The following is a 21641-nucleotide window of genomic DNA, read 5'->3' on the forward strand; positions in this document are numbered from 1 at the left end:
CTGGGTGGTCGTTGGTGGAGGTCGATCCTCGTTCAGTCGTGACGGGGGCGCTGGTCGCCGGGGTGTTGGCTGGGTATGGGATCGCCATGCCGGTCGGGCCTGTGGGGACCTATCTGGTCGCGTTGACCGCGCGGAGTTCGTTGCGGGTCGGGGCTTGTGCCGCGTTGGGGATCGCGTCGGCGGACGGGATTTATGCGTTGGTGGCCGCGGTTGCCGGGTCGGCGTTGGCGCCGTTGCTCGCGCCGATCGTCGTACCGCTGCGTTGGGTTTCCGTCGTGGTGCTGTTGGCGCTCGCGGTGAGCGGCGCGGTGAAGGCGGTACGGCGGTATCGGGCGCATCGCCTGACCGGGATAACTCAGGAGATGCCGGTCGGCGCGTTCAAGGCGTACGTCGGCCTGCTCGGCATGACTCTGCTGAGTCCGATGACGGTGATCTACTTCGCGGCGCTCGTTCTCGGCGGTTCGAACTCGATGGCTGCCGGTGAACGTGCGGTGTTCGTGGTCGCCGCGTTCGTGGCGTCGGCCAGTTGGCAACTGTTGCTTGCCGGCGGTGGCGCGTTGCTCGGGCGAGCGTTGACCGGCCACCTCGGACGGTTGCTGACTGCGCTCGGGTCGAGCGTGGTGATCGTCGTAATGGCCGTACGGCTGGTTGCCTAGAGCGCGCGCTCCACCGCCCCCGCCGGGTTCAGGAAGAGAAGGACTGGCGGCCCTGCGTTCGGCAGGGTGGTGGCATACGCCTGGAGTTGGGGCGCGTAGTACGTGACCCGGCTGTCCAGCGCGGCAGCGGGTACGGCGTCCGTCTTGTAGTCGACGATGACGAGTCGGCCGTCGTCCTCGCGGTAGATGAGGTCGACGAATCCCTCGAGGATCGTGCCGTCGGGTTGTACGGCGCCGACGTACGACTCACGCCAGTGTTCGCGCTCCGCAGCACGTTTGACCACCTCGGACGCCAGAGCGGATCGTGTCAGGGCTGCCACGACATCGGCGTACTCGAGGACGCCCTCGGCCAAGCACTGGGCGGAAACGGCGGCTTCGAGGCCTGAGCCAGTCCTGAGGTCGACGACTTGCATGACGCCGTGGACGGCCCGGCCGATCGCGGTGCCGTAGCGGCCCTTGGACCAGGGTGGGAGCTCGAGGTCGCGAGCTGCCTTGGCCGTGCCCGGATCGACGTCGGTCAAGGCGACATCCGGGCCGGTTCCTTCCAGGCCGGACGCGCTCTGGGCGGAGCGACGGCGGCTGGCGGACTGGGCGGCGGCGACGCGGGATTCCCAGTCGGAGCGGGAGATCGGCGGCGTGACGTCCGCCGACGACCGTGGCTCGCGTTCGACCGGAGGTGGGCTCTCGAACAGCGTGACGTGCGGAGCCTCGACGCCGCCGGCGGAGGCGATGAGTTCGGCGTTGCTGGAGTGACGCCGGTTGCCGGAGCGGTGCAGCGACACCACCAGGTGATCGCGCGCACGGGTGGCGGCGACGTACAGGAGGCGGCGGCGTTCGTAGTCGTCCATCTGCTCGTCGACCGGCTGGACGAGATCGAAGTCCTCGGTCTGGACCGACGACTTGAGCTTCACCGCGTAGCCGCCGTCCGGTGGCCAGAGCACCTGGACGCCGCGTTGCCGGTTCGGCGCGGCGGTCATGCCGGACAGGATGACGATCGGGAACTCCAGACCCTTCGCGGCATGGATCGTCATCACGCGGACCGCGTCCGCGTCGGTCTCGGGCAGCACCGCCTCGGCGACCCGCGAAGCCTCTTCACCTTGGTGCGCGGCCCAGGCGAGGTACGACCGCAGGCCGCCGTGCTCCACCTCCGACCACGCCCGCGCCTGATCGACCACGAACCGGACTCGGCGCCACGCATCCCGCGCCCGCGGTCCGATCGCGGCGACCTCGAGCATGCGGCGATCGGCGACGATCTTCGCCAGGACTTCGCTCGGCGTGAGCCAGCGCGCGGCGTAGTACGTACGCCGGAGCCACTCCATGGCCTCGCCGACCGGGTGGGTCAAGAGCCCATCGGGGACAGGCGCAGTCAGGTTGAACGAACCGCCGGATCGCTTCCAGACATAGAGATCGTCGTCGCCGCAACCGAACAGTGGCGAGCGCAGCGTGGTGACGAGCGCGAGCTGATCGCTCGGATCGCCGAGGGCCCGAGCGCAGGAGAGGAGGTCGCGGACCTCAGCGGTCTGGTAGACGAGTGAGCTTGCCTCGGCCCGGTACGGGATGTCTGCCCGGTCCAGGGCGTCCTCGAGGAACGGCAACGACGTACGGGCCGGAACCAGTACGGCGATGTCGCCGGCTTCCGCGGGTCGCCAGCCGTGGGCGCGGTCGTCGTACACCAGCCAGCCGTCGGTCAACGCCTGCTCGACGACGGCGGCCACGTCGCCGGCCTCGCGCTCGCGGAGGACGGAGGCCTGGGCACGGGGAAGGTCGTTGTGTGGCTCGGCGCCGAGGATGGTGACGGCCGGACCCGAGACGGTCTCGTCGAAGTCGTCAGTTGGAGCGCTCGGAGGCTCGTCGGAGCTACGGCGGAACGGCAGAACCGTCGCCAGATCCACACCGTCGGCCGAGTCGAGAGAGTCGGGGGAGTCGGGCGAAGCAGACGGGTCGGACGGCTCGTCGAGCTCGCCTAGGAGCGAGAGCTGATCCCCCTTGACCTCCTTGGGCTGGGGCGCAACAACCCGCGCCGGACGCCCCGACGACGGACCGGTGCGGTGCGGAGACAGCGCCTGGTACGACGGCTGGGCCGCTTCCTGCGCCTGGATCAGCGATCCGAACACCGTGTTGATCCAGTCCAGGACCGGCGACACCGTCCGGAAGTTCGTCGTCAGGGCAACCGTCTCGCCGAGCAGGTCCTGCGCCGTCAGGTACGTCGCGATGTTCGCCCGCCGGAACCGGTAGATCGACTGCTTCGGATCGCCGACCACGAACAGCCGGCCCTCCGGCACCTCCACCTCGCGCCAGTCCTCGGCCGAAGCCTCGGCACCGCCCGCGATCCGCACCGCCAGCTCGATCTGGATCGGATCGGTGTCCTGGAACTCGTCCAGCAGCAATCGCTCGAACCGCTCCTGCAACGCCGACCGCACCGACGCGTCCCGCCGCAGCAGATCCCGCGCCAGCACCAGCAGATCGTGGAACTCCAGCCGCCCCTCGGCCCGCCGTAGCTCCGCCGACTCCAGCACCCGCTCCGCGACCCAATGGGAAAGATGCCGAAGGCACGCATCGAGCAACAGTTCGACCAGTGATCCGGCGACCTCGACCACCTCGGTGCAGTCGCCGCGCACCTTGTTGATATCCGGCCAGTTCTCCTTGCGACCGATCCGGCCGACCTTCAGCCCGCGGAACGTCTGCAGGATCGCCAGCTGCGTCTCCTGGTCCGACGCGGCGTCGAGCATCACCCCGAGCTCACGGATCTGCTGCACCTTCGGCAGCAACCGGTCCTCGGGATCCAGGCACGACTCGGCCACCCCGCCGATCTGCGCGGCCGCGGCGACCAGACCGTTCAGATCCGGCATCGACACCAACTCGGGCGGATCGACCAGCACGCGCTCGGCGATCAAGTCCCAGTCGTTCCCGAACAACCGCGCCAGCGACCGCAGATGCTTGAGCTCGACCCCGACCGCCATCGCGAGCAGCAACGGCTCCGCGATCGAGTCGTCGTCGAGCAACTGCTGCTGCAACTCCGACCAGCGTTCCTCGAACGCGACCGACGACCCGACTTCATCCAGTACGTCGATCAGCGGCGGCAACCCGGCCTCGATCGGATGGGCCAGCAACAGCTGCTGAGCAAAGGCGTGCAACGTCCCGATCGACGCCGAGTCAAGGTCGTCCAACGCTGCATCCGCCAGACGAGCAGCCGGCCCCTTCCGCGCCTTCTCGAACTCCACCCGCAACCGATCCCGCAGCTCCGCGCCCGCCTTCTCGGTGAAGGTCACGGCCGCGATGGTCCGCAGTGGTACGCCGTCCCGCAGGACCAAGGTGGTCACCCGCTCGACCAGCGCATGCGTCTTCCCCGACCCAGCCCCCGCCTCGACGAAGAGCGTCGACGACGTGTCCGACTGGATCCGCTCGCGCGCCGGCCCGTCCAGCAACTGCTCACTCATCGCCGGTCTCCTCGAACACCACAGGATCGATCAATCGGACCAAGCGCGACAGCGTCGGATCATGCCGTTTCCGATCCCACCGGGCCCGCACCTCGCTGTGGCCGATCCCGTCCGGGTTGCAGTACGGGCACTGCACCCAGAGGAAGTCCGGCACCTCGGGCGCCTTGGGTGGGAAGTACCCGGCCGCGATCGACGACACGATCACATCGAGCGTCTCGACGTACCGGGCCTCGACCTCAGGGGTGAGCGGCACCGGGATCCGCTTCCCGCCCTTGCGCACGAACCAGTACGACGCCTCGACCGGTGTGGACTCTTCACCAAGCCGGGCCCGCGCGGCGTATGCGTAGACCGGAAGCTGCAGCTTCGTCCCGCCCGCGACCGGATCCGACTCGATCGCCTCGTACCGCGAGAAGCCGCCGGTCTTCACGTCCGTGACATAGATCGTCCCGTCCCGGCCAAGGTCGACCTTGTCGGCCGAACCCCGCAGCAACACCCGACCCGACGGTACCGGGATCTCCACCGGCGGCTCACCGTCGAACCCGAACCGCAACTCCGAGGCCACCACCGACGCGTCCCGCTCGGCCCGCCAGCGATCGTCGTCGTTCAGCAACACCATCAGGTCGCCGAGGATCCGCAGCCGCTCCCGTTGCCACAATCGTGGATGCCCGGTCAGTCCTTCCGCCTCGAACTGATCGGCGAGCTCCGCACCGATTGCCAGTAGCAACGACCGTTGCTCGGCCGTCCACGCCTCGCCGTACGCCGGCAGCGATCCGGCCAGCCGCGACACGAACGCGTCCAGGCTGTTGTGGATCAGATTCCCCACCTGCAACGGCGAGATGACGAGCAGATCCTCGGGCGACTCCAGCGGCTCCACCTGAAGCAGCCGCTCGACGAAGTACGCGTGCGGGCAGGTCGCGTACGCCTCCAGCGACGTCGGCGACGCGATCCGATCCTCCACCGCGTACTCGGGCAGTCCCGACACCCCCGACAGATCCCCGTCGAAGCGGGTGAACGCGTTGCTCCCGCGGCCGCGCAACAGCTCCCGCGCGCGAACCACCACCGCGTCGTCCAGCCACAACCGCGCCGACACCGCCCGGACCTGCCACTCCTGCTCCGTCGCGGGCATGGTTGCCGTCGTCAACGATCCCGCGTACGACGCCGACGTCAACAAGCGGTCGCCGTACTCGGCCTGATCCCACTCGGTCGCCGCGAGCGCATGGTCTCCGGTCAACGAGCGAAGTGTCCCCAGCAACCACCGGGTCGGGAGTCGCCGCGACGATCGACGCAGGTCGCCACGCGGGAACGACGCCACCACCTTCCGCGAACCAGCCGAGAACGCGGCCAGCAAATGCCGCTGCTTCTCGTCCAGCCGATCCCGGAACGACGCCAACTCGGGCGCCGCCGCCTCGCGGACCCGATGGGGGAGCAGCGCATCCTCGTGCACTCGCCCCGGATACAGATCTTCCGACAGCCCGACGACGTACACGATGTCGGCCGACAGCCCGACACTCGCCGACAGCGGAGCCACGAGTACGCCGGTGCCGAACGTCCCGACGCGGGGGAGCGACTGTTGCAGCTCGAGATCCAGTACGTCGCGCAGCACCGTCAGGCTGGCCGGCGTACCGAGCTCGTCCAAGGTCGACAGCCCCTTCAACGAGCTCTCGACCGCGACGGCGGCGTACTGCTCCTCGATCGGCAGCGACGAGTAGTCGCCGAGCAGATCGTGGAAAAGCTGCAACACCCCGCCGGCCAGGTCGGACCACGTCTCCAGTACGGCGACCGCGTGCAGCCGACGGCGAAGCTCCGACGCAAACGCATGCAGGCGCTCGGCCTTGGCCGCGTTGTACTGTGCGCGCCGGATCGCCGCGGGCCGTGGATCCTCGGCTGCCTCCTCCTGATTGGCGGTACGGCGCTCCGACTCGGCGTACCGCGCTAGCCGCGTATCCCAGTCGTCGCCGCGGACCACCCCGGCGACGCGAGACATGCGTTCCCACTGCGGCACCGGGATCCGCTCGCCGGTGAAGTCGCGAGTCGGCGCGTTCGCCAGCGCGCGGAACACGTCGGCGCGGGGCAGATCCTGGTCGACGAGCGCGAGCACCTCGAGCAGGGTCCGGGCGATCGCGCGCTCGTGAACCGGTCGAGTGCCCGGCCCGTTGACCTCGATGCGAGCGGCCGCGAGGTGTTCGTGCAGGAGTCGCGCGTACGGCGTCGCGGCGGAGTAGAGGACCGCGATCCGATGGGCCGGCGTGTGCTCGAGGGACGCGACCACATCACGGACGACGCAGCGGACCTCGTCGTCGGCGTCGGACGCGTTCAGGACCTCGGTCGCGACCGGATAGTTCTTCGAGATCGACGACGGCAGGTCGATCCCGATCCGTTCCAGCGAACGACGGACGGCCCGGTCGGCACGTCGTACGTCGGTCAGGCCCACGATTACGGTGAGGTCGGCCGCGGCGCTGCCGAGCGCCTCGACGAACGCGGCCTCGGTCTGGGTGAGCTCCTGCGGGAGATAGAGGACGAGAGCGCCGAGTTCGGCGACGATGCCGGGTTCAGTTGCGACCCGTGATGCCGCGGCGCGGAGGAGGTCGGTTTCGTCGTACCACTCCGGCGCGAGCTCGGATGTCACGTGGCGGTGCAGGCGGACGAGGTCCGGGCCGAGTACGGAGGCGCCGGCGACCCGCTCTAGCGCGGGGTCGGTGAGGTCGCGAAGCTCTCGGTGGGCTGAGGCAAGCGCTTGGATGGTGGACGGGTGTTCGGCGACCTCGTGGAAGATCCCGGGCGCTTTGGACAGTGCCGTCCGCCAGGTCGCCGCCACGATCGGCCGGGTCGCCGGCCGCCGCGGCGAGAGGGTGCCGGCCGCCAACTGCTCGGCCAAGCGACCCAAGGTCCCCAGGTAGAGCCCGGCGATCCCGGTGAGGGCCAGATGGCGGCGGGCGATGACGCCGGAGAGGTTGTTCGGGAGGAGCAAGGTGACAGGCTTCATCGGATCGTCGCCCTTGAGCCGCGCGACGACGGCACGCAGGCTCTCCAGCGCGGCCGCTCCGTAGGCCGTCGTCTCGATCCGGGTCTCGCTCACCATGTCCCCCGATCCTTACTTGTCACGCCAGACGCTAAACCCTGCCACGGACAGAAAGGTGACCGGGCGCGAAACGCCAAGGTTTCTGCAGGCGGAGCGATCGGCTCGGACAATGAAGGAATGACCAGGGAGACGTCGATCGCGCGGGTGTTGCTCGTGCTCGTCTTCGCGCCCGCCGGCGGGTTGTTCGGCAAGGCGGTGGCCGAGGCCGCGCAGGGGCGGTCCTGGTGGCCGTGGCTGCTCGCGGCGCTGGTCTGGCTGGCGCTGTCGGGGCTGGTCTCGGTGGCGGTGACGAACCATTTCGACGAGCACAGATAATGCTCCGATGGCCGCTGCGGTGCATCACATCGAGATCTGGGTCCCGGACCTGTCCCGGGCACTGACCAGTTGGGGCTGGGTCCTCAACCGGCTGGGCTGGAAGGACGGTGACGGCTGGCCCGGCGGGATGACCTGGACCGCGCCCGACGGCAGCTATGTCGTGGTGGAGCAGAGCCCGGCGATGTCGGCCGGTGAACACGACCGGCTCCGCCCCGGGATGAACCACCTCGCGCTGAACGCGGCCGGCCGGGCCGAGGTCGACGCGATCGTTGCCGAGGCCACCAAGCACGGCTGGACGCTGATGTTCGCCGACCGCCACCCGTACGCCGGCGGCCCGCAGCATTACGCCGCCTTCCTGCACAACGACGACGGCTACGAGCTCGAGATCGTCGCCCCCGACTGAGCTCCGACTGATACGTGAGACTACTGATGCCTGGAGTGACCACAGGGACTGGTGGTGTGACATGGTTACTCCAGGCAAGTGGTGTCGCGGGGCAGAAGTGGAAGGACGGTGCTCGTGACGGAGAAGCCTGACGGGGGAAGTACGCCCGGACCGGTTTCACCGGAGCTCCTGGAAGCCCGGATCCGTGGTCTCCAACACGCGCTCGGGCTGTTGCTGGAGAACGCCCGCAGGCTGACGTACGGCGAGCATCAGCGGGCCGTGCAGCTGCATCGTCAGCTGCAGGAACAGACCGCCATCGCCCGGCGGGAGTCACGCGGACTGGTCGACGCCAAGACCGCCGAGGCGTTGGCCGCGGCCGAGCCGACCGCACGTCTGCTCGCGGACCGTCTCGCGCCGGGTCTCGCCTCGATCCCGCCGAACGACGCGCGTTGGCGTTCGCGCCAACTGGTCGGCGCGGGCATCCCGTCGTACGTGCGGGTGGGCGAGCTCGAGGCCGGTACGCCGGTGGCCGCGCCACTGCTGCGCACGAACGGCTGGAAGGTCACCGCCGATCGCAACGAGTCGGCCCGCAGACTCCTGCAGAGCGTGGCGATGCGGCTGGTCGCGGCCGCCGAACCCTTCCGGCTCAGGATCGACGCGTTCGACCCGCGCCTGACCGGCACGATGGGGTTGCTGGGTCACCTGACCACGAAGTATCCGCAATTGGTGCCTAGGGCAACACACACTGCGGAGCAGTTGCACGGCGTGCTGTCCGGGCTGGTCGACGTCTCGTCGTTGCGCGCCAGCCGGCAGGCACAACTCGGGCACAAGCGGTTCGAGGACCTGATCCGCGAGACGGGCCGGGTCACCGATCCCTATCGGCTGGTCATCCTGTTCGACTACCCGGCCGGCATCGACACGCTCGCCCAGCGCGACCTGCTCCGGCTCGCGGCAACCGGCGGCGAGCGCGGCATCTGCTTCCTGGTCCACCACGACCCGTCGATGACGCCCGAGAACGACGTCGACACCAAGCAGTTGCTCGACCTGCTCACCCCCGTTTCGATCGCGGGCGAGAAGGTCGAGATCGCCCAACTTCCCGGTGTACCGGCGAAACTCGATCCGCCGTTCGACGCGAATGTTGCCGCCGGCATCTGTGATGTGGTGGCCGAGCTGGCCGACATCGCCGTACTGCCGACGATCGATTTCGAGCGGACACTGCCGGACCGATCGACCTGGTGGCAACCCGTCAAGGACGAGCTCAGCACGGTGATCGGGTACGACGATCGCACGCCGGCGCTGGTGCGGTTGCGCAGCGGAAACCCCGCCCTGCCGCACGTCCTGGTCGGCGGCGCGGTCGGTCAGGGCAAGTCGAACCTGCTGCTCGTGATGATCCACGGTCTCGCCGCGCGCTACGACCCGGCCGACCTGGAGATGTACCTGCTCGACTTCAAGCATGGTGTCGAGTTCTCCGCGCTCGGTCCGGCGACTGACCGGGAGCACTGGCTGCCGCATGTGCGCGTGCTCGGCATCCACAGCGACCGCGCGTTCGGTCTCGCCGTGCTGCGTCATCTGTCGGACGAGCTGGCGCGTCGCAGCGAGATCTTCAAGTCGCACGGCAACGTCGCCGACATCGCCGAGCTCGCTCCCGGACCGGATCGGCCGCCGCGCATCCTCGTCGTACTGGATGAGTTCCAGGTGCTGCTCGAGGACGACGACGAGCTGGCTGACGAGGCGGCGAAGTTGCTGGAGCGGCTGGTTCGGCTGGGACGCGCGTACGGCGTCCACGTCGTACTCGCGACGCAGACGATCGAGGGGGTCAAGCGGCTGTCGACCCGGCGCGACTCGATCTTCGGGCAGGTGCCGTACCGGATCGCGTTGAAGACGACCCCGGCCGACGCGCAGGCGATCCTGCGGAACGGGAACACGGCGGCGTCGGAGCTGCAGTTCCGCGGCGAGGCGGTGCTGAACGCGAACTTCGGCTCCCCGGACGACAACCAGCACGTGCTGGTGAGCTTCGCGGACAAACCGGTGCTGGACGAGCTACGACGCGAGCTGTGGAACAAGTCGGGTATGACGCATCCGCCGCGGGTGTTCCATCTCGCCGAGCCGGCGCGGTTGGCGGACACGGCGGCCGCGGTGCAGCCCGAGTTGGGCCGGCCGTGGACCGGGCTGCCGATCGCGGTGACCGAGGCGCCGGTGCCGGTCGAGGTACGGCCCGAGCCCGGGGCCGGCGTACTCGTGCTGGGTGACGGCCCGGTCGACGCGCTCGGCGTACTGAGTGGTCTCGCCTTCTCGGCCGCGGCCGCAGCGGTCGACCCGCCGCGCTTCCTCTTCATAGACGGCACCAACTCGGCGCCGGATGTTGCCGATGGCAAGGGTGCGTTGATCCAGGCGTTGCGGCAGCTCGGGTGTGAGGTCGAGACGGTCGACAAGCACGACGACATCGCGCCGCGGCTGTTCTCGCTACGAGACACAGTGCGGGACGGACAGGTAGGTGGGGAGACTTATCTGCTCGGGTTCGGGTTCCACGGGGTGCCGAGGATGCAGTTGCACGCGGAGGGGTTCTTCGAGAGCCCGGCGAACGCGTTGCAGGACATCATCCGGGACGGGCCTGCGCAGGGGCTCATCACCTTCGGCTGGTGGAACCGGCTGCACGTATGCACCGAGCAGCTCGGGTACGGGCGTGCCAACGTGGCGACTCACCTCTTCCTCAGGCACCCGCAGGACGGCGTACGTGCAGTCTGTGGACCGCTGGTGCGGTGGGCTTCCGAACCACACCGCGCGCTCCTGTGGGACGGACTGCATCCCGAGGCCCAGGTCGTCGTACCGTTTGCCGCACTGCGGTCTGACGAGGTGGACCGCGCGGTGGAGTTGGTACGGCGATGAAGACCGAAGAACAGCAGTGGGCAGAGTACGCACGGGCGCTGCGGCAGGTAGCGGGAGCCAGAGCGGACGCACAGCAGGCGCAGGACCGGTTGACCGCGCACAAGTCGAAGGCAGAGGCCACGGCGCTGGCTGAGGCCGATGCGATGGCAGAGCGCGGCCGCAAGGTGGAAGCCCGGCTGAACGCGCTGGCCGAGCAGGCAGCGGCCAGTCTGCAGCGTGCCGGCCTGCCCGCCGAGGGCAAGCGGGTGAACGTCGCCTTCCCCGAGATCCGCGCGCTGACCGACCTGGAGACGGCAGCTGCCCGGCTGACCAAACAACTCGCTGAAGCCGTCGACCAGCTCGAACAGGTCCGTGCGGACGCCCGGGCTGAACAGGAGCGCCGCAAGCGTCGTACGATCAGCGCCGCCCTGATGCTGGTCGGGTTCGTGGTGGTGTGGGTGGTCACGCGGTCGTTCCTGGCCGGAGTGGAGGCCGCCGCCATCACCGCCGTCACGATGCTGGCGGCGTCGCGGGCGCTCGGACTGCCGCGGCTGCCCGGCGCCCGGTGGTGGGGCTGGGGTGGTGCGGTCCTGGTCGTCGCGGTGATGGCATCCGGGCTGCCCTGGTGGCTGGCGATCCTGGTACCGGTGGTCGTGTCCGGTACGGCGATCGTGCTGCCGAAGAAGCGTCGTTGAGGGAAGAGGGTCAAGGTGTCTGATGTACAGCGGCTCAAGGAACAGCTGCACCAGGTCTCGATGGAGGCCAAGCAGGCGGCAGGCGGCCTGGCCGGTTTCAAGCTGCGCTTCACCCAGCACAGTCAGCAGGTGGAGAGCCTGATCGCGGGTACGGCGACCGGCGTCGACCGGGACATCTCGGAGATCCTGGACGCGGCCGGCAAGGCGGTCGAACAGGCCGCCGAAGCCTTGGAGATCGCCTCGGCCGGCTGCAAGAACTACGCCGACCAGATCTGAGCTCATGCCGTCGGACCTGCAGCGGGTCGCGCGCGGGCTCGTCGACTGTCTCGACGAGGCGCCGCAGGTGATCCAGCACCTGCAGCGCACCGCCGACCGCTGCCGCGAGAACGCCCAGGTCGCCCTGACGGCCTCCCAAGGCCGCGCGACCGTCGCGGCCCAGCAACTCGACGCGGCCGCCCGCGCCTGCGAGGCCGCCGCCCACTACCTGTCCATGGCGCCCCCGAAGGCCCGCGCCTGGGCCGAACGCCTGATCGGCGACACCCGTACGACGAACCGCCCCTCGAGCGACTCCGCCGACCGCAACAAAGCCACCGGCGGCAAGAGCGATGTGGTCGAACGCGACACCAAAGGCCGCGCCAAACGCCTCACCGCCACCTACGAAGACCTCGACCTCCCCGAGGAAACCGAACCACCCCTCATCACCGTCGCCCGCAAAGCCTTCGAAAGGTTCCGCAAACAACACGAGAAGGACGAAGAGCACCGCGACGAGCCCGAGGAACTGGAGATCGAGATCACGGTCACCGAAACCGGCGACCTGACCATCGAAGAACGCAACGAGAAGCAACACCAACAACGCGAGGACCGCCTCCTCCAGGACTTCCAGATCACCGCAGACCTCACCGAAGCAGCGCGGGCCCTCCTCGAAGCCATGTCCAAGTCCGCCGACCAAACCTGGGACCACGCCCTCCTCACCATCACCCCCAACCACGTCGAAGCCACCTTCGACTACCCCGAGGAACACCAACAGCCAATCGCTGTCGACATCGAGCTTCCGGAACTGGCAAGCGTTCGTGGTGACGAGCGGCAGGTGCCTGATGTAGCCGAGCCGGCGCTGGACATCGATGCGGGTGACGTCGAAGGCGGCTTCGTCGAGTACCGAGAGCAGTTGGTTACGCTCGGCCGGATCAGACCGGCCGTCGGGTTCGATCCGGAGGCTGAGTTCCAGCGGAAGCACTGTGGCCCGATCGAGTTCCGTCTGACGCTCGATGAGCGACTGCCCAGAGCGGTTTGGGCGGACAGTCTTGACGACCTGCTGCGTCACGCGCAGGACGCCAAGTATGTAGCACCTACCTCGGGGAAGTCCTGCTACCGGCCGGATTCGTTGCCGCCGTTCTTGCGCAAGATCGCGGAGGAGAAGAACGATCACATGCTGCTCAAGTACCGCGAGGTGATCGGTGACGGAGTCAACCCAGTCGAAGGGCTTGAAATCATCACCAACGACGAGGATGCGGCAGCATACTTTCGGGATCGCATGCAGAAGCTGGATGTTCCGGGACACGTGACGTTGACGCAATGGGACGATTCATGACCGAGTATCTGGTCGCGCCGTTGGAAGAGCCGGACTGGGTGGTGGAGGCGGAGGACCTCGCGGCGGCCTTGCGGGAGCGGTGGCCTGATGCACGGGTTGAGGTCGGGGCTGTCGCCGGTTCGTCGATGGCGCTCGAGGCGCTGATCCCCCTCGAACCGGCGCCTCGTGAGCTCGGCGTTGCGCTGAGCGGTACAGGGCAGGCGGTCAGCTTGGATCCCGCGGATGCCGAAGCTGCGGCCGAGTTCGCCGAGTGGTTCGTCAGACGAGTTCTGCCCGGGCGGCGAGGACTCCACCTGATCGAACCAGGCTCGATGCGTATGGTCGATCTGTCCGATCCGATGACCGCAGCCCAAATCCTCGATGCCATCCGCTGATGTGCGGCGAGGACGACGCCGTACATCGGAGCTGAGTTGGCGGGCACCTGATGTCCACTGACGACGACATCTTTCTGGCTGCGGGTGGGCCGCTCGGCGAGACGGCTGAGTGGCTGGCGGAGGTGTTGCGGTTGGAGGCGGTCGAGGGTCCGGAGCTGGCGGACAACACGTACCTGTTCCGCGGCCGCGCCCGGACCGTGGACAGGGAGCTTGTCTTCGTCATCGAGCCGAATACGTACGGCGAGATCGACCCGGAGCCCGAGGACGTCTCGGCGATCGACCGGTACACGGGGGTGGTCGACGTACGCCTCCTAGGGAGGAAGGACGAAGAGTTGCAGGCACGGGAAGCCCGTGCCGTCTTCGACGAGCTGGCCGACAGCCGGCCCGACGTGGCAATCATCCTCAGCCACGCCCCCTGTCTGATGATCGCGGCATACCTACCCGGCGCCGGCGTTTGCACCTTTCCACCCGGTACGACGCTCGATGTACCAGACGACGATGTGTGGGGTCCTTGGGTGGTCACCTGATGTCCGTTGTCGACTGTGTCTTCGTGGCCGTTGCCTCCTCGCCCTTACAGGTGGCTGAGTTGTTGCGGGAGGTTGCCGGTTGCGAGGGCGGGTTCGTGGATGACCTGCCGATGCTGCTCGCACACAACCTGGACACGTTGGTGGCAGCTCACCTGCCCGGGGTAGGCACACACACCTTCGACCAGCCGATCAGTCCGGACGGCCCCGACGTCGATGTCTGGCGGCCCTGGGTGCTGTAGGGGTGGTCGAACGCTTGTGCGAAGTGGGTGGGTTTGAAAAGTTTTGGGGGAATCGCGTCATGAAGGGTTGTGTGGTCCGTCACTACCTGTGAACCCATCCCCACAGGGAAGTGGAAGTGATCGATGTGAACCGGAGTTCTTCGATACCGCTGATGGGAACGTGCCGGCCGGGTAGGCGGGTGCATTGAGATGTCCGATCCTGTTCCCCAACGTCGCCGCGTACGAGTGTGGTTCGGGGACCACGTCGTCGCGGACTACCGGGCGGAGGCCGAGTTGGCCGAACGCTACGCAGCGGCCATGTCGCGCCGGTTCGCCGGCCTGCGTGTGACCAGTGATCCGATCCCCGACGCCGACCCCGGCCCGGACCGTGCGCTACCGGGCGAGCGGCTCTGGGAGGTAGCCCCGAAATGACGTCCCGTCGCTTCCGGCTGATCCGCCATCATGACGTCTCCGGTGTCAGTGGCACCGGGCCCGTTGCCGAGGGCGTCCAGTTCACCGACGGGGCCGTCGCGCTCCGCTGGTACGGCGACTATCCGACCACCACGGTCTGGGACGGCATCGAGTCCGTGGTCGCCATCCACGGCCACGGCGGTGCCACCGTGATCGAGTGGCTCGACCCGGAACAAGGGCCCGATCCCGAGCTCAAACTGCCACCCCGCGAATCCCTCCCCCCGAGACCGTGGCCGGATCTGCACTCCGCCCCCGAGCCACAGGACCCCGATCCCTTGCACCACGACAGCGACCGCGGTTCGTACGGCGGGGCGCCGCCGAGCGGCTGGTCGTCGTACCGGGTGTTCCGGTGAGCCGGACCGGGTCCGGCGCCGCGGATCCGGTCTGATCGGTGGCCGGTGCCGAATCCTCCCTTCGGGCACCGGCCCGCCGAACGTTCTGGTTGCACAAGGCATCGAGTACGACGACAAGGCTCGGGCCCAGCCGGACTCGCGGTGGCGGCTGGGCCCGAGTGCTCACTGGTTCAGAACTCCATCGACTGCACCACGTCGAGGTTGTAATACGTCGGCGGCCCGTCGCAGAGTTCCATCATCTTGGCTGCGTACTCGCTCGTGTCGGCCCGGTTGGAGTTCTCCATGGCCTCCTCGTACGACTCGAACTGGACGATCGCGAAGTACCGCCCCGGGTCGTCCCGGTCGGCACCGGTCATCGCGAGGGTCGGGGCCGCACCCTCGCCGGCCGCCTCGCGACCCTTGCGGAACTCGTCGGTGAGCGCCGCGACGTCGTCCGGCTTCGCGGTGCGGTACTCGATGATCTGAACGAAAGCCATTTGTCCCCCTTGCCCACGGCCCCCACTTCCGGTGACCTCCTCTTCCGACACTGCGCCTGGATCCCCGGCACTGCAAGGGCTCGGTACCGCTGGTGACCCCTTGCCCGCGACGGATCACGAAGCGTTGGTTTCTGCCCTGAGCAGAGGTGTCTGGGTTTTGTCGGCACGCACTGATTGGGTTGCCGGTGTGGAGATTCTGATTCTTGGCGGGACGGCCTGGTTGGGTCGCGAGATCGCGACGCAGGCGGTGGCGCGTGGGCATTCGGTCACGTGTCTGGCGCGCGGCGAGAGCGGTGGCGTGGCGGACGGGGCGACGCTGGTCGCGGCCGATCGCAGTCGCCCGGACGCGTACGACGCCGTACCTGATCGGGACTGGGATGCGGTGTTCGAGGTGTCGTGGCAGCCCGGGTTCGTGCGTGGGGCGCTGGCGGCCTTCGGGGCGAAGGTGAAGCACTGGACCTATGTGTCGTCGGTCAATGTGTACGAGAAGTACGACACCCCGGGTGCCGACGAGTCCGCCGTACTGCGGGCGCCGGCAGACGTCGACGTGGTCGACCGGGAGCAGTACGGCGAAGCGAAGGTCGCCTGCGAACTGGCGTCGGTCGAGACGGTCGGGGATCGACTGGTGATCGCGCGGGCCGGGCTGATCGGTGGGCCGGGGGACAAGAGCGATCGCGCCGGGGCGTGGGTGGCGCGGGCGGCCCGGGCGCCGGAGGAGCCGATGCTGGTGCCGGATACGCCGGAGCTCTCCACGGCGGTCGTCGACGTACGGGACCTGGCTTCCTGGTTGCTGGACAACGCCACCGAGGGAAGGACCGGGACCTTCGACACGCACGGGCCGGTGGTTGCGTTCGGGGAGTGGATCGAGCTGGTGCGCGAGGTCGGCGGTCACACCGGTCCGGTGGTGCTCGCGCCGCGGGAGTGGCTCGAGGAGCAGAAGGTCGAGCAGTACATGGGGCCGGATTCGCTGGCGATGTGGTTGACCGCGCCCGGATATGAGGGCTGGTCGAGTCGCAGCGGGGCGGCGGCTCGGGAGGCCGGGCTGACGCATCGGTCGCGGCGGGAGTTCCTGGCGGACACGCTGGCCTGGGAGCGCGAGCTCGGCCTGGACCGCGAACGCAAGGCCGGTCTGAGCCCCGCCAAGGAGAAGGAGTTGCTCGAGTCGCTGCCGGCGTAGAGAGTGGGCGCATGCGGTTGGTGCTGATCTCGGACACTCATCTGCCGGTACGGGCGAAGCGACTGCCCGAGCCGGTGTGGGACGCGATCGATCGGGCCGATGTGGTGATCCACGCCGGGGACTGGGTGAGCGTGGCGCTGCTGGACGAGTTGGAGGCTCGTGCCGCGCGGCTGATCGGGTGCTGGGGCAACAACGACGGGCCGGAGCTACGAGCGCGGCTGCCGGAGGTCGCTCGGGTCACGCTCGACGGGGTGTCGCTTGCGGTGGTGCACGAGACCGGGCCGGCGAAGGGACGCGAGGAGCGCTGCGAGAAGGCGTACCCAGGGGTCGATGTGCTGGTGTTCGGTCACAGTCACATCCCGTGGGACACGACGAGCGCGGGTGGACTGCGGTTGCTGAATCCGGGGTCGCCGACGGATCGGCGCCGGCAACCGTACTGCACCTATCAGACCGCGACGATCACGTCCGGCCGACTGGAAGAAGTTGCTCTCCACAAACTTTGACGCTGGTTGTTGCCGCGTGCAAACAGAAATGTGGCCGGGCGTGAAGGAGTAACGCCGTACCACCGAGTTACGGCGTACCGCTCACGCCCAGCCGAGGGCCTACGCGTTCGCTGCTTCTTTGACCCGGGTCTTGAGCCGGTCGCGTACCTCTTCCGGCGTGTAGGCGCGGCGCTTCCGCTCACCCCGCGCGATCACCACGCCCGTTGCGGCCACGCCGACGAGCCCCGCAAGTCCTACGACCTTCCATACCTTCATGGCGACTAACCTAGCGACGTGGAGACCCGGATTTCACTGGATGACGCTACGGAACTGACACGAACAGGTGACATTTGGCTGTTCCGCGGTGCGAAAGCCGCCGACCGGGCCATTCAGCTGACCACGAACAGCCCGATCAACCACGTCGGGATGGCGATCGTCGTCGAGGACCTGCCGCCGCTGATGTGGCACGCCGAGCTCGGCCGTTCGCTGCCGGATATGTGGACCGGTAACCATCAGCGCGGTGTGCAATTGCATGACCTGCGTGACGCGGTGCTGGTGTGGTCGCGGAAGTACGGTCAGCAGGCCTGGTTGCGCCAGTTGGATCACCCCGTGACGCGGGAGATGGAGGACGCCGTACTGCGGACTGTCGCGCGATTGGACGGTACGCCGTTCCCGTCGACGGCCCGACTGGCGTCGCGGTGGGCCCGGGGGCGGATCCCCGCGTTTCGCCGCGGGTCGCGTGAGCTCGAGCTCGAGTCGGCGTACTGCGCCGAGGTCGTGGCGGTGACGTACGAGGAGATGGGGTTGCTGCACGGGCGTTCGCCGAACTGGTACGACCCCGGGCGGTTCTGGAGCGGGGATGATCTGCAGCTGTCGCACGGTGCTCGGCTGGGTGAGGAGATCGCGGTCGACGTCCCTGTGGACTGATCGCGAAAACTGTCGGCAGCGTGTGATTGGGTTGATGCACGTCGGTCAACCGAGCCGGAGGAGGCGCCGCGGATGTACGCCGTCATCGACACCGAGACGACCGGCCTGTTGCCAAGCCATCGGCACCGGGTGATAGAGATCGCCGTTGTGCTGTTGGACGCGCGCGGGCAGGTGGAGCACGAGTGGGTGACGTTGCTGAATCCACAACGCGATCTCGGGCCGCAGCACATTCACGGGATCCTGACCGCTGACGTGCTGGCCGCGCCGGAGTTCGGCGATGTGGCGCGGGAGCTTGGTGGATTGCTCGCCGGGCGGATGGTTGTCGGGCACAACGTCGAGTTCGACCTGGGGTTCCTGCGGGCGGAGTTCGGCCGGCTCGGATACGCCGTACCGCTGATCACCGAGCGGTCGATGTGCACGATGGCGTTGGCCGGATATCTCTACCCGGGGGCGAAGCGCACACTCGGTGCGTGTTGTGCGGCGGCCGGGATCTCAATCGAGGGCTGGCATTCGGCGTTGGCAGACACCCGGGCGACGGCCGAGCTGTTTGCCCAGTATTTGCAGGCGTTTCCGTCGCCACCGCCGTGGCAGTGGGCCTACGAGGAGATCAGGCGGTTGCCTTGGCCGGCGTTGCCTGGGTCGGACGTCTCGCCGACAGTGCGGCCGGTGCATGCCGGTGGCCGACATGGGTGGATGAGCCGGATCGTCGATCAGTTGCCCCGGGTCCCCGAGCCACCGCAGGCCGACTCGTACCTCGCGCTCCTCGACGGGATCGTGTCCGACCGCGAGATCACCGCGACCGATGCCGACCAGCTCGTGCAAGTCGCGACCGAGCTCGGGCTGACGCGGTCCGAGGTGAAGGAGATGCATCGGTACTACGTGTCCGCGCTGGCCGAGGCGTCGTGGGGTGATGGCGAGATCACCCCGGACCAGCGCAGCGATCTCGACCGGGTCGCGGTGATGCTCGGGCATCGTGCGTCCGACGTGGACGACGCGTTGCTGCGGGCGAGTTCCGGGCGGTACGTCGTACCGGCTCGTCCAGGGGCGCAGGGGTTTCCACCGGGGAGCACGCTGGTGTTCACCGGGGACATGATCGAGCCGCGCGAGGTGTGGTGGGACCGGGCTGTCGCGGGTGGGTTCGCGCCGCAGGAATTCGTCCGGCCCGACACGACCTTCGTGGTCGCAGCCGACGTGGACAGCCTGTCGGTCAAGGCCCGCGCCGCCCGCGAGTACAACATCCCAATCATCTCCACCGAAGACTTCCGCCGCCTGCTCCCACAAACTCACGTCCTACCCTCCGGCCAACCCCCAACCCCCAACCAAAGAGCCGGCTGACCCTCCCACCCCGAGCTGCCAGCTGCCTTGGCGGCCGATCGAGTCTTGCGGCCCGAGATGCCTCGGGTTGGTTGGATCGAAGGGTCAGTTGGGTCTTGCGGCCCGAGGTGGCTCGGGTTGGTGGATCAAAGGGCAGGTCGAGCCCTCCGGCTCCAGTTGCCCTGGGTTGGTTGGCCGGGGGCCGGTTGAGTGTTGCGGCCCGAGGTGCCTGGGCTCCGTCGTGGTTGGTTGGGAGGAATCTCTGGTGGCGAGGTGGGCCGATAGGGTCGGGGCGTGGAGATTGAGGAGTTGGGGCGGCGGGTTTATGCGGCTGCGCATCTGACTGGTGAGTTCGTGTTGCGGTCGGGGCAGGTGGCGGGGGAGTACTTCGACAAGTACCGGTTCGAGGGGGATCCGGTGCTGCTTGATGCGATCGCTGAGGCGATGGTGCCTTTGGTGCCGGCGGATACCGAGGTGCTTGCGGGGTTGGAGATGGGTGGGATTCCGGTGGTGACGGCGCTTGGTCGTCATACCGGGCTGCCGTGTGCGTTCGTGCGGAAGCAGGCCAAGGAGTACGGGACGCGTCGGCTCGCGGAAGGCGCTGAGACGGCCGGCCGGCGCGTGACCATCGTCGAGGATGTCGTCACCACCGGCGGTCAGATCGTCCTCTCCACCGAGGAACTCCGCGCCCAGGGCGCCAACATCACCCACGCCGTCTGCGTCATCAACCGCAACCCCACCACCCCGCAACCCCTGACCGACGCCGGCCTGACCCTCCACCCTCTCCTAACCACAACCGACCTATCCCTCCACGCCAACCCACCCAAGGCCGGCTGAACACCACCCGCAGCAGACCCCACCCCGCTCAACCACAGTCGGCAACCCGCGCTCCACCACACCTGCCCGTCCGCGGCCGAAACCACCCCTCTGCCCGCCGGGCAGGGCGCTAGGCCTGAGGTGGGATGGGGTGGGTGCGGGCGCGCTCCTGGGTGGACGGCCGCCGGTTGGTGCCGCTGGGTGGTGGGTGGGGCTAGCTCGGCGGGGTGTGCTTGGCCGGTGCCTCCGGTGGGGGTGGACGCGTGGCCGGGCACGGCGGGTAGTCGACGGGGTCGGCTGACTCGGCCCGGGGTGCTTGGGCGGGGCCGGTGGGCGGAGCGCGGGCGCACCGCTGGGATCTGCGGCTTGCGGCGCCTGCACCAACCTTGAGAATGCACCGGCCATGATTCGAGCCGAATTGTGGTCGGTGGCTTCTCAAGGTGGGCGGGTGTTGAGGCTGTGAGGTAGACGCGGGGATGCTAGGGCGCTTGGGTCGTGTTAAGCGTCCCGGCGTGTGGTCTAGTCCTCTGGGTCGTCTTCGCGTTCTATTTCGAAGCGGAGTTGTTTGCCGGAGCGGATGCGTTCGATGGCGGCCAGGCAGGCGGCGTCGCTCATGTGGACGCCGATCTCGCCGAGTTTGTGGCGCAGGACCAGGGCGGCGTCTTCGGCGGACCGGGAGCTGGACTCGTTGATGGCTTCGATCGTCGTCGCGGTGAGCCTCTCGCGGATGTCCGGATGAACCTCGTGGATCTCGTGCGTGATTCTGAACTCCGTCATCGCGACTCGCTCTCCCTTCGCCCGTGTGGACTGCCGCTGTACCAAGCGTAGTTCCCAGTACCCACTCCGGAAGCTCAAGCGAGGACGCGATTCACGAAACCTTCGAGCCGGTTGGTGAGGCGCTCGGCCCGCACCTCGGGTGTCGCGGTTTCGCCCTGCGGTACTTCGAGGTCGCGCAGCCCGCGCAGGTAGAGCGAGCAGGCGAGATCCGCGCAGATGTACAGGCCCACGGTGTTGCCCTCGCGGCCGGCCGTACCGGCTCGGCGGGCCGCGAAGAGTGCGACGTCTGTTACGTGGTGTGCGGTGTAGCAGAGGTCGCAGAGCCCGGTGCCGCGACGCGGTTTGCCGGTGGCCTGGGTGTTCAGTGCGATCCCGGTGACGCCATCGTCTCGCCGTACGACGAGGTACCCGCGGTTGGGCGCCTTCGGGTCGCGCCAGCCGAGGTAGTCGAGCGACTCCCACGGTAGCTCGGTGAAGCCTCGGGGCAGTGTCATCGCCTTGACCAGGCTCTTGGACGAGTTGACGAACGAGCGCCTGATCTCCTCGGCGGTGAGCGGTTGCACGACGGTCCTCCGTTCCTTCGACCACACATCACACCGGTCGGTCGTCGTACTCGCAACCGAATATCACGCTGCTAGTTGCTGACGGCAACGGTCAGCGGCCGACGGATCGAGGATGGCTGGCGGTTGACACATCAACTCCGATGGGTGAA

23 protein-coding genes are annotated in these 21641 nt (G+C 68.2%); 17 read left to right on the top strand and 6 right to left on the bottom strand.

What is annotated here, in order from left to right:
• Positions 1–38: 38 nt before the first annotated feature.
• Entirely contained in the window at positions 39–656 is a 618-nt protein-coding gene (locus tag V9K99_RS40000; RefSeq protein ID WP_337007824.1) for a LysE family transporter, read from the top strand.
• Here the strand turns inward: V9K99_RS40000 and V9K99_RS40005 are convergent.
• The gene (locus V9K99_RS40005; RefSeq protein ID WP_337007825.1) at positions 653–4093 is read right to left on the bottom strand and encodes a UvrD-helicase domain-containing protein; all 3441 of its coding nucleotides are present in this window, start codon (positions 4091–4093) and stop codon (positions 653–655) included. The two genes, V9K99_RS40000 and V9K99_RS40005, sit on opposite strands and share 4 nt — an antisense overlap.
• Entirely contained in the window at positions 4086–7172 is a 3087-nt protein-coding gene (locus tag V9K99_RS40010; protein ID WP_337007826.1) for a PD-(D/E)XK nuclease family protein, read from the bottom strand. The genes V9K99_RS40005 and V9K99_RS40010 overlap by 8 nt, the downstream gene beginning before the upstream one ends.
• A gap of 117 nt (positions 7173–7289) precedes the next feature.
• On the opposite strand from V9K99_RS40010, the gene V9K99_RS40015 reads away from it, so the two are divergent.
• The 11 genes from V9K99_RS40015 (at position 7290) to V9K99_RS40065 (ending at position 14960) form a co-directional block, all read left to right on the top strand.
• On the top strand, positions 7290–7487 hold the full coding sequence (locus tag V9K99_RS40015) for a hypothetical protein (RefSeq protein WP_337007827.1): 198 nt from the start codon (positions 7290–7292) through the stop codon (positions 7485–7487).
• A 7-nt stretch (positions 7488–7494) separates the two neighbouring features.
• Positions 7495–7890: a VOC family protein gene (locus V9K99_RS40020; protein ID WP_337007828.1), complete on the top strand. Its 396-nt coding sequence runs from the start codon at positions 7495–7497 to the stop codon at positions 7888–7890.
• A 114-nt stretch (positions 7891–8004) separates the two neighbouring features.
• Positions 8005–10755: an FtsK/SpoIIIE domain-containing protein gene (locus tag V9K99_RS40025; protein ID WP_337007829.1), complete on the top strand. Its 2751-nt coding sequence runs from the start codon at positions 8005–8007 to the stop codon at positions 10753–10755.
• Positions 10752–11429: a hypothetical protein gene (locus V9K99_RS40030; RefSeq protein ID WP_337007830.1), complete on the top strand. Its 678-nt coding sequence runs from the start codon at positions 10752–10754 to the stop codon at positions 11427–11429. The genes V9K99_RS40025 and V9K99_RS40030 overlap by 4 nt, the downstream gene beginning before the upstream one ends.
• Positions 11430–11444: 15 nt before the next feature.
• The gene (locus tag V9K99_RS40035) at positions 11445–11705 is read left to right on the top strand and encodes a hypothetical protein (RefSeq protein WP_337007831.1); all 261 of its coding nucleotides are present in this window, start codon (positions 11445–11447) and stop codon (positions 11703–11705) included.
• A 4-nt stretch (positions 11706–11709) separates the two neighbouring features.
• On the top strand, positions 11710–13017 hold the full coding sequence (locus V9K99_RS40040) for a restriction endonuclease fold toxin-2 domain-containing protein (RefSeq protein ID WP_337007832.1): 1308 nt from the start codon (positions 11710–11712) through the stop codon (positions 13015–13017).
• On the top strand, positions 13014–13391 hold the full coding sequence (locus tag V9K99_RS40045) for a hypothetical protein (RefSeq protein ID WP_337007833.1): 378 nt from the start codon (positions 13014–13016) through the stop codon (positions 13389–13391). Before V9K99_RS40040 ends, V9K99_RS40045 begins: the two co-directional genes overlap by 4 nt.
• A gap of 50 nt (positions 13392–13441) precedes the next feature.
• Positions 13442–13918 (top strand): hypothetical protein, encoded by a 477-nt coding sequence (locus V9K99_RS40050; RefSeq protein WP_337007834.1) that lies wholly within the window; start codon positions 13442–13444, stop codon positions 13916–13918.
• Positions 13918–14157, top strand: coding sequence for a hypothetical protein (locus V9K99_RS40055; RefSeq protein ID WP_337007835.1), 240 nt, complete (start codon positions 13918–13920; stop codon positions 14155–14157). Before V9K99_RS40050 ends, V9K99_RS40055 begins: the two co-directional genes overlap by 1 nt.
• Positions 14158–14346: 189 nt before the next feature.
• The gene (locus V9K99_RS40060) at positions 14347–14568 is read left to right on the top strand and encodes a hypothetical protein (RefSeq protein WP_337007836.1); all 222 of its coding nucleotides are present in this window, start codon (positions 14347–14349) and stop codon (positions 14566–14568) included.
• Complete coding sequence (locus V9K99_RS40065; protein ID WP_337007837.1) at positions 14565–14960, top strand: hypothetical protein; 396 nt, start codon at positions 14565–14567, stop codon at positions 14958–14960. The genes V9K99_RS40060 and V9K99_RS40065 overlap by 4 nt, the downstream gene beginning before the upstream one ends.
• 170 nt (positions 14961–15130) lie before the next feature.
• Here V9K99_RS40065 and V9K99_RS40070 read toward each other — a convergent pair whose 3' ends face one another.
• Positions 15131–15436 (bottom strand): hypothetical protein, encoded by a 306-nt coding sequence (locus V9K99_RS40070; RefSeq protein ID WP_337007838.1) that lies wholly within the window; start codon positions 15434–15436, stop codon positions 15131–15133.
• 187 nt (positions 15437–15623) lie between these two features.
• Here V9K99_RS40070 and V9K99_RS40075 point away from each other — a divergent pair, with 187 nt between their 5' ends.
• Positions 15624–16613: an NAD-dependent epimerase/dehydratase family protein gene (locus V9K99_RS40075; protein WP_337007839.1), complete on the top strand. Its 990-nt coding sequence runs from the start codon at positions 15624–15626 to the stop codon at positions 16611–16613.
• 11 nt (positions 16614–16624) lie between these two features.
• Positions 16625–17116: a metallophosphoesterase family protein gene (locus V9K99_RS40080; RefSeq protein ID WP_337007840.1), complete on the top strand. Its 492-nt coding sequence runs from the start codon at positions 16625–16627 to the stop codon at positions 17114–17116.
• A gap of 99 nt (positions 17117–17215) precedes the next feature.
• Here the strand turns inward: V9K99_RS40080 and V9K99_RS40085 are convergent, their stop codons facing one another.
• Positions 17216–17371, bottom strand: coding sequence for a hypothetical protein (locus V9K99_RS40085; RefSeq protein WP_165546543.1), 156 nt, complete (start codon positions 17369–17371; stop codon positions 17216–17218).
• A gap of 18 nt (positions 17372–17389) precedes the next feature.
• Here V9K99_RS40085 and V9K99_RS40090 point away from each other — a divergent pair, with 18 nt between their 5' ends.
• From V9K99_RS40090 to V9K99_RS40100, 3 genes are all read left to right on the top strand, one after another.
• Complete coding sequence (locus V9K99_RS40090) at positions 17390–18022, top strand: hypothetical protein (protein ID WP_337007841.1); 633 nt, start codon at positions 17390–17392, stop codon at positions 18020–18022.
• A gap of 72 nt (positions 18023–18094) precedes the next feature.
• Positions 18095–19357, top strand: a complete 1263-nt coding sequence (locus V9K99_RS40095) for an exonuclease domain-containing protein (protein ID WP_337007842.1) — start codon at positions 18095–18097, stop codon at positions 19355–19357.
• Positions 19358–19630: 273 nt separating this feature from the next.
• Positions 19631–20173, top strand: coding sequence for an orotate phosphoribosyltransferase (locus tag V9K99_RS40100; protein WP_337007843.1), 543 nt, complete (start codon positions 19631–19633; stop codon positions 20171–20173).
• Between the two features lie 498 nt (positions 20174–20671).
• On the opposite strand, the gene V9K99_RS40105 is transcribed toward V9K99_RS40100, so the two are convergent.
• Positions 20672–20929 (bottom strand): hypothetical protein, encoded by a 258-nt coding sequence (locus V9K99_RS40105; protein WP_337007844.1) that lies wholly within the window; start codon positions 20927–20929, stop codon positions 20672–20674.
• A 74-nt stretch (positions 20930–21003) separates the two neighbouring features.
• Entirely contained in the window at positions 21004–21492 is a 489-nt protein-coding gene (locus tag V9K99_RS40110; RefSeq protein WP_337007845.1) for an FBP domain-containing protein, read from the bottom strand.
• Positions 21493–21641 lie beyond the last annotated feature (149 nt).

It is taken from the genome of Kribbella sp. CCNWLW201 (genome assembly GCF_037203805.1).
GTDB lineage: Bacteria > Actinomycetota > Actinomycetes > Propionibacteriales > Kribbellaceae > Kribbella.

What these genes read in the sequence shown, in the direction of transcription:
- V9K99_RS40065 (WP_337007837.1), top strand. Translation starts at nt 14,565, where the DNA reads ATGACGTCCCGTCGCTTCCGGCTGATCCGCCATCATGACGTCTCCGGT.
- V9K99_RS40070 (WP_337007838.1), bottom strand. Translation starts at nt 15,436, where the DNA reads ATGGCTTTCGTTCAGATCATCGAGTACCGCACCGCGAAGCCGGACGAC.
- V9K99_RS40105 (WP_337007844.1), bottom strand. Translation starts at nt 20,929, where the DNA reads ATGACGGAGTTCAGAATCACGCACGAGATCCACGAGGTTCATCCGGAC.
- V9K99_RS40050 (WP_337007834.1), top strand. Translation starts at nt 13,442, where the DNA reads ATGTCCACTGACGACGACATCTTTCTGGCTGCGGGTGGGCCGCTCGGC.
- V9K99_RS40080 (WP_337007840.1), top strand. Translation starts at nt 16,625, where the DNA reads ATGCGGTTGGTGCTGATCTCGGACACTCATCTGCCGGTACGGGCGAAG.
- V9K99_RS40010 (WP_337007826.1), bottom strand. Translation starts at nt 7,172, where the DNA reads ATGGTGAGCGAGACCCGGATCGAGACGACGGCCTACGGAGCGGCCGCG.
- V9K99_RS40015 (WP_337007827.1), top strand. Translation starts at nt 7,290, where the DNA reads ATGACCAGGGAGACGTCGATCGCGCGGGTGTTGCTCGTGCTCGTCTTC.
- V9K99_RS40040 (WP_337007832.1), top strand. Translation starts at nt 11,710, where the DNA reads ATGCCGTCGGACCTGCAGCGGGTCGCGCGCGGGCTCGTCGACTGTCTC.
- V9K99_RS40060 (WP_337007836.1), top strand. Translation starts at nt 14,347, where the DNA reads ATGTCCGATCCTGTTCCCCAACGTCGCCGCGTACGAGTGTGGTTCGGG.
- V9K99_RS40085 (WP_165546543.1), bottom strand. Translation starts at nt 17,371, where the DNA reads ATGAAGGTATGGAAGGTCGTAGGACTTGCGGGGCTCGTCGGCGTGGCC.
- V9K99_RS40055 (WP_337007835.1), top strand. Translation starts at nt 13,918, where the DNA reads ATGTCCGTTGTCGACTGTGTCTTCGTGGCCGTTGCCTCCTCGCCCTTA.
- V9K99_RS40095 (WP_337007842.1), top strand. Translation starts at nt 18,095, where the DNA reads ATGTACGCCGTCATCGACACCGAGACGACCGGCCTGTTGCCAAGCCAT.
- V9K99_RS40020 (WP_337007828.1), top strand. Translation starts at nt 7,495, where the DNA reads ATGGCCGCTGCGGTGCATCACATCGAGATCTGGGTCCCGGACCTGTCC.
- V9K99_RS40045 (WP_337007833.1), top strand. Translation starts at nt 13,014, where the DNA reads ATGACCGAGTATCTGGTCGCGCCGTTGGAAGAGCCGGACTGGGTGGTG.
- V9K99_RS40030 (WP_337007830.1), top strand. Translation starts at nt 10,752, where the DNA reads ATGAAGACCGAAGAACAGCAGTGGGCAGAGTACGCACGGGCGCTGCGG.
- V9K99_RS40005 (WP_337007825.1), bottom strand. Translation starts at nt 4,093, where the DNA reads ATGAGTGAGCAGTTGCTGGACGGGCCGGCGCGCGAGCGGATCCAGTCG.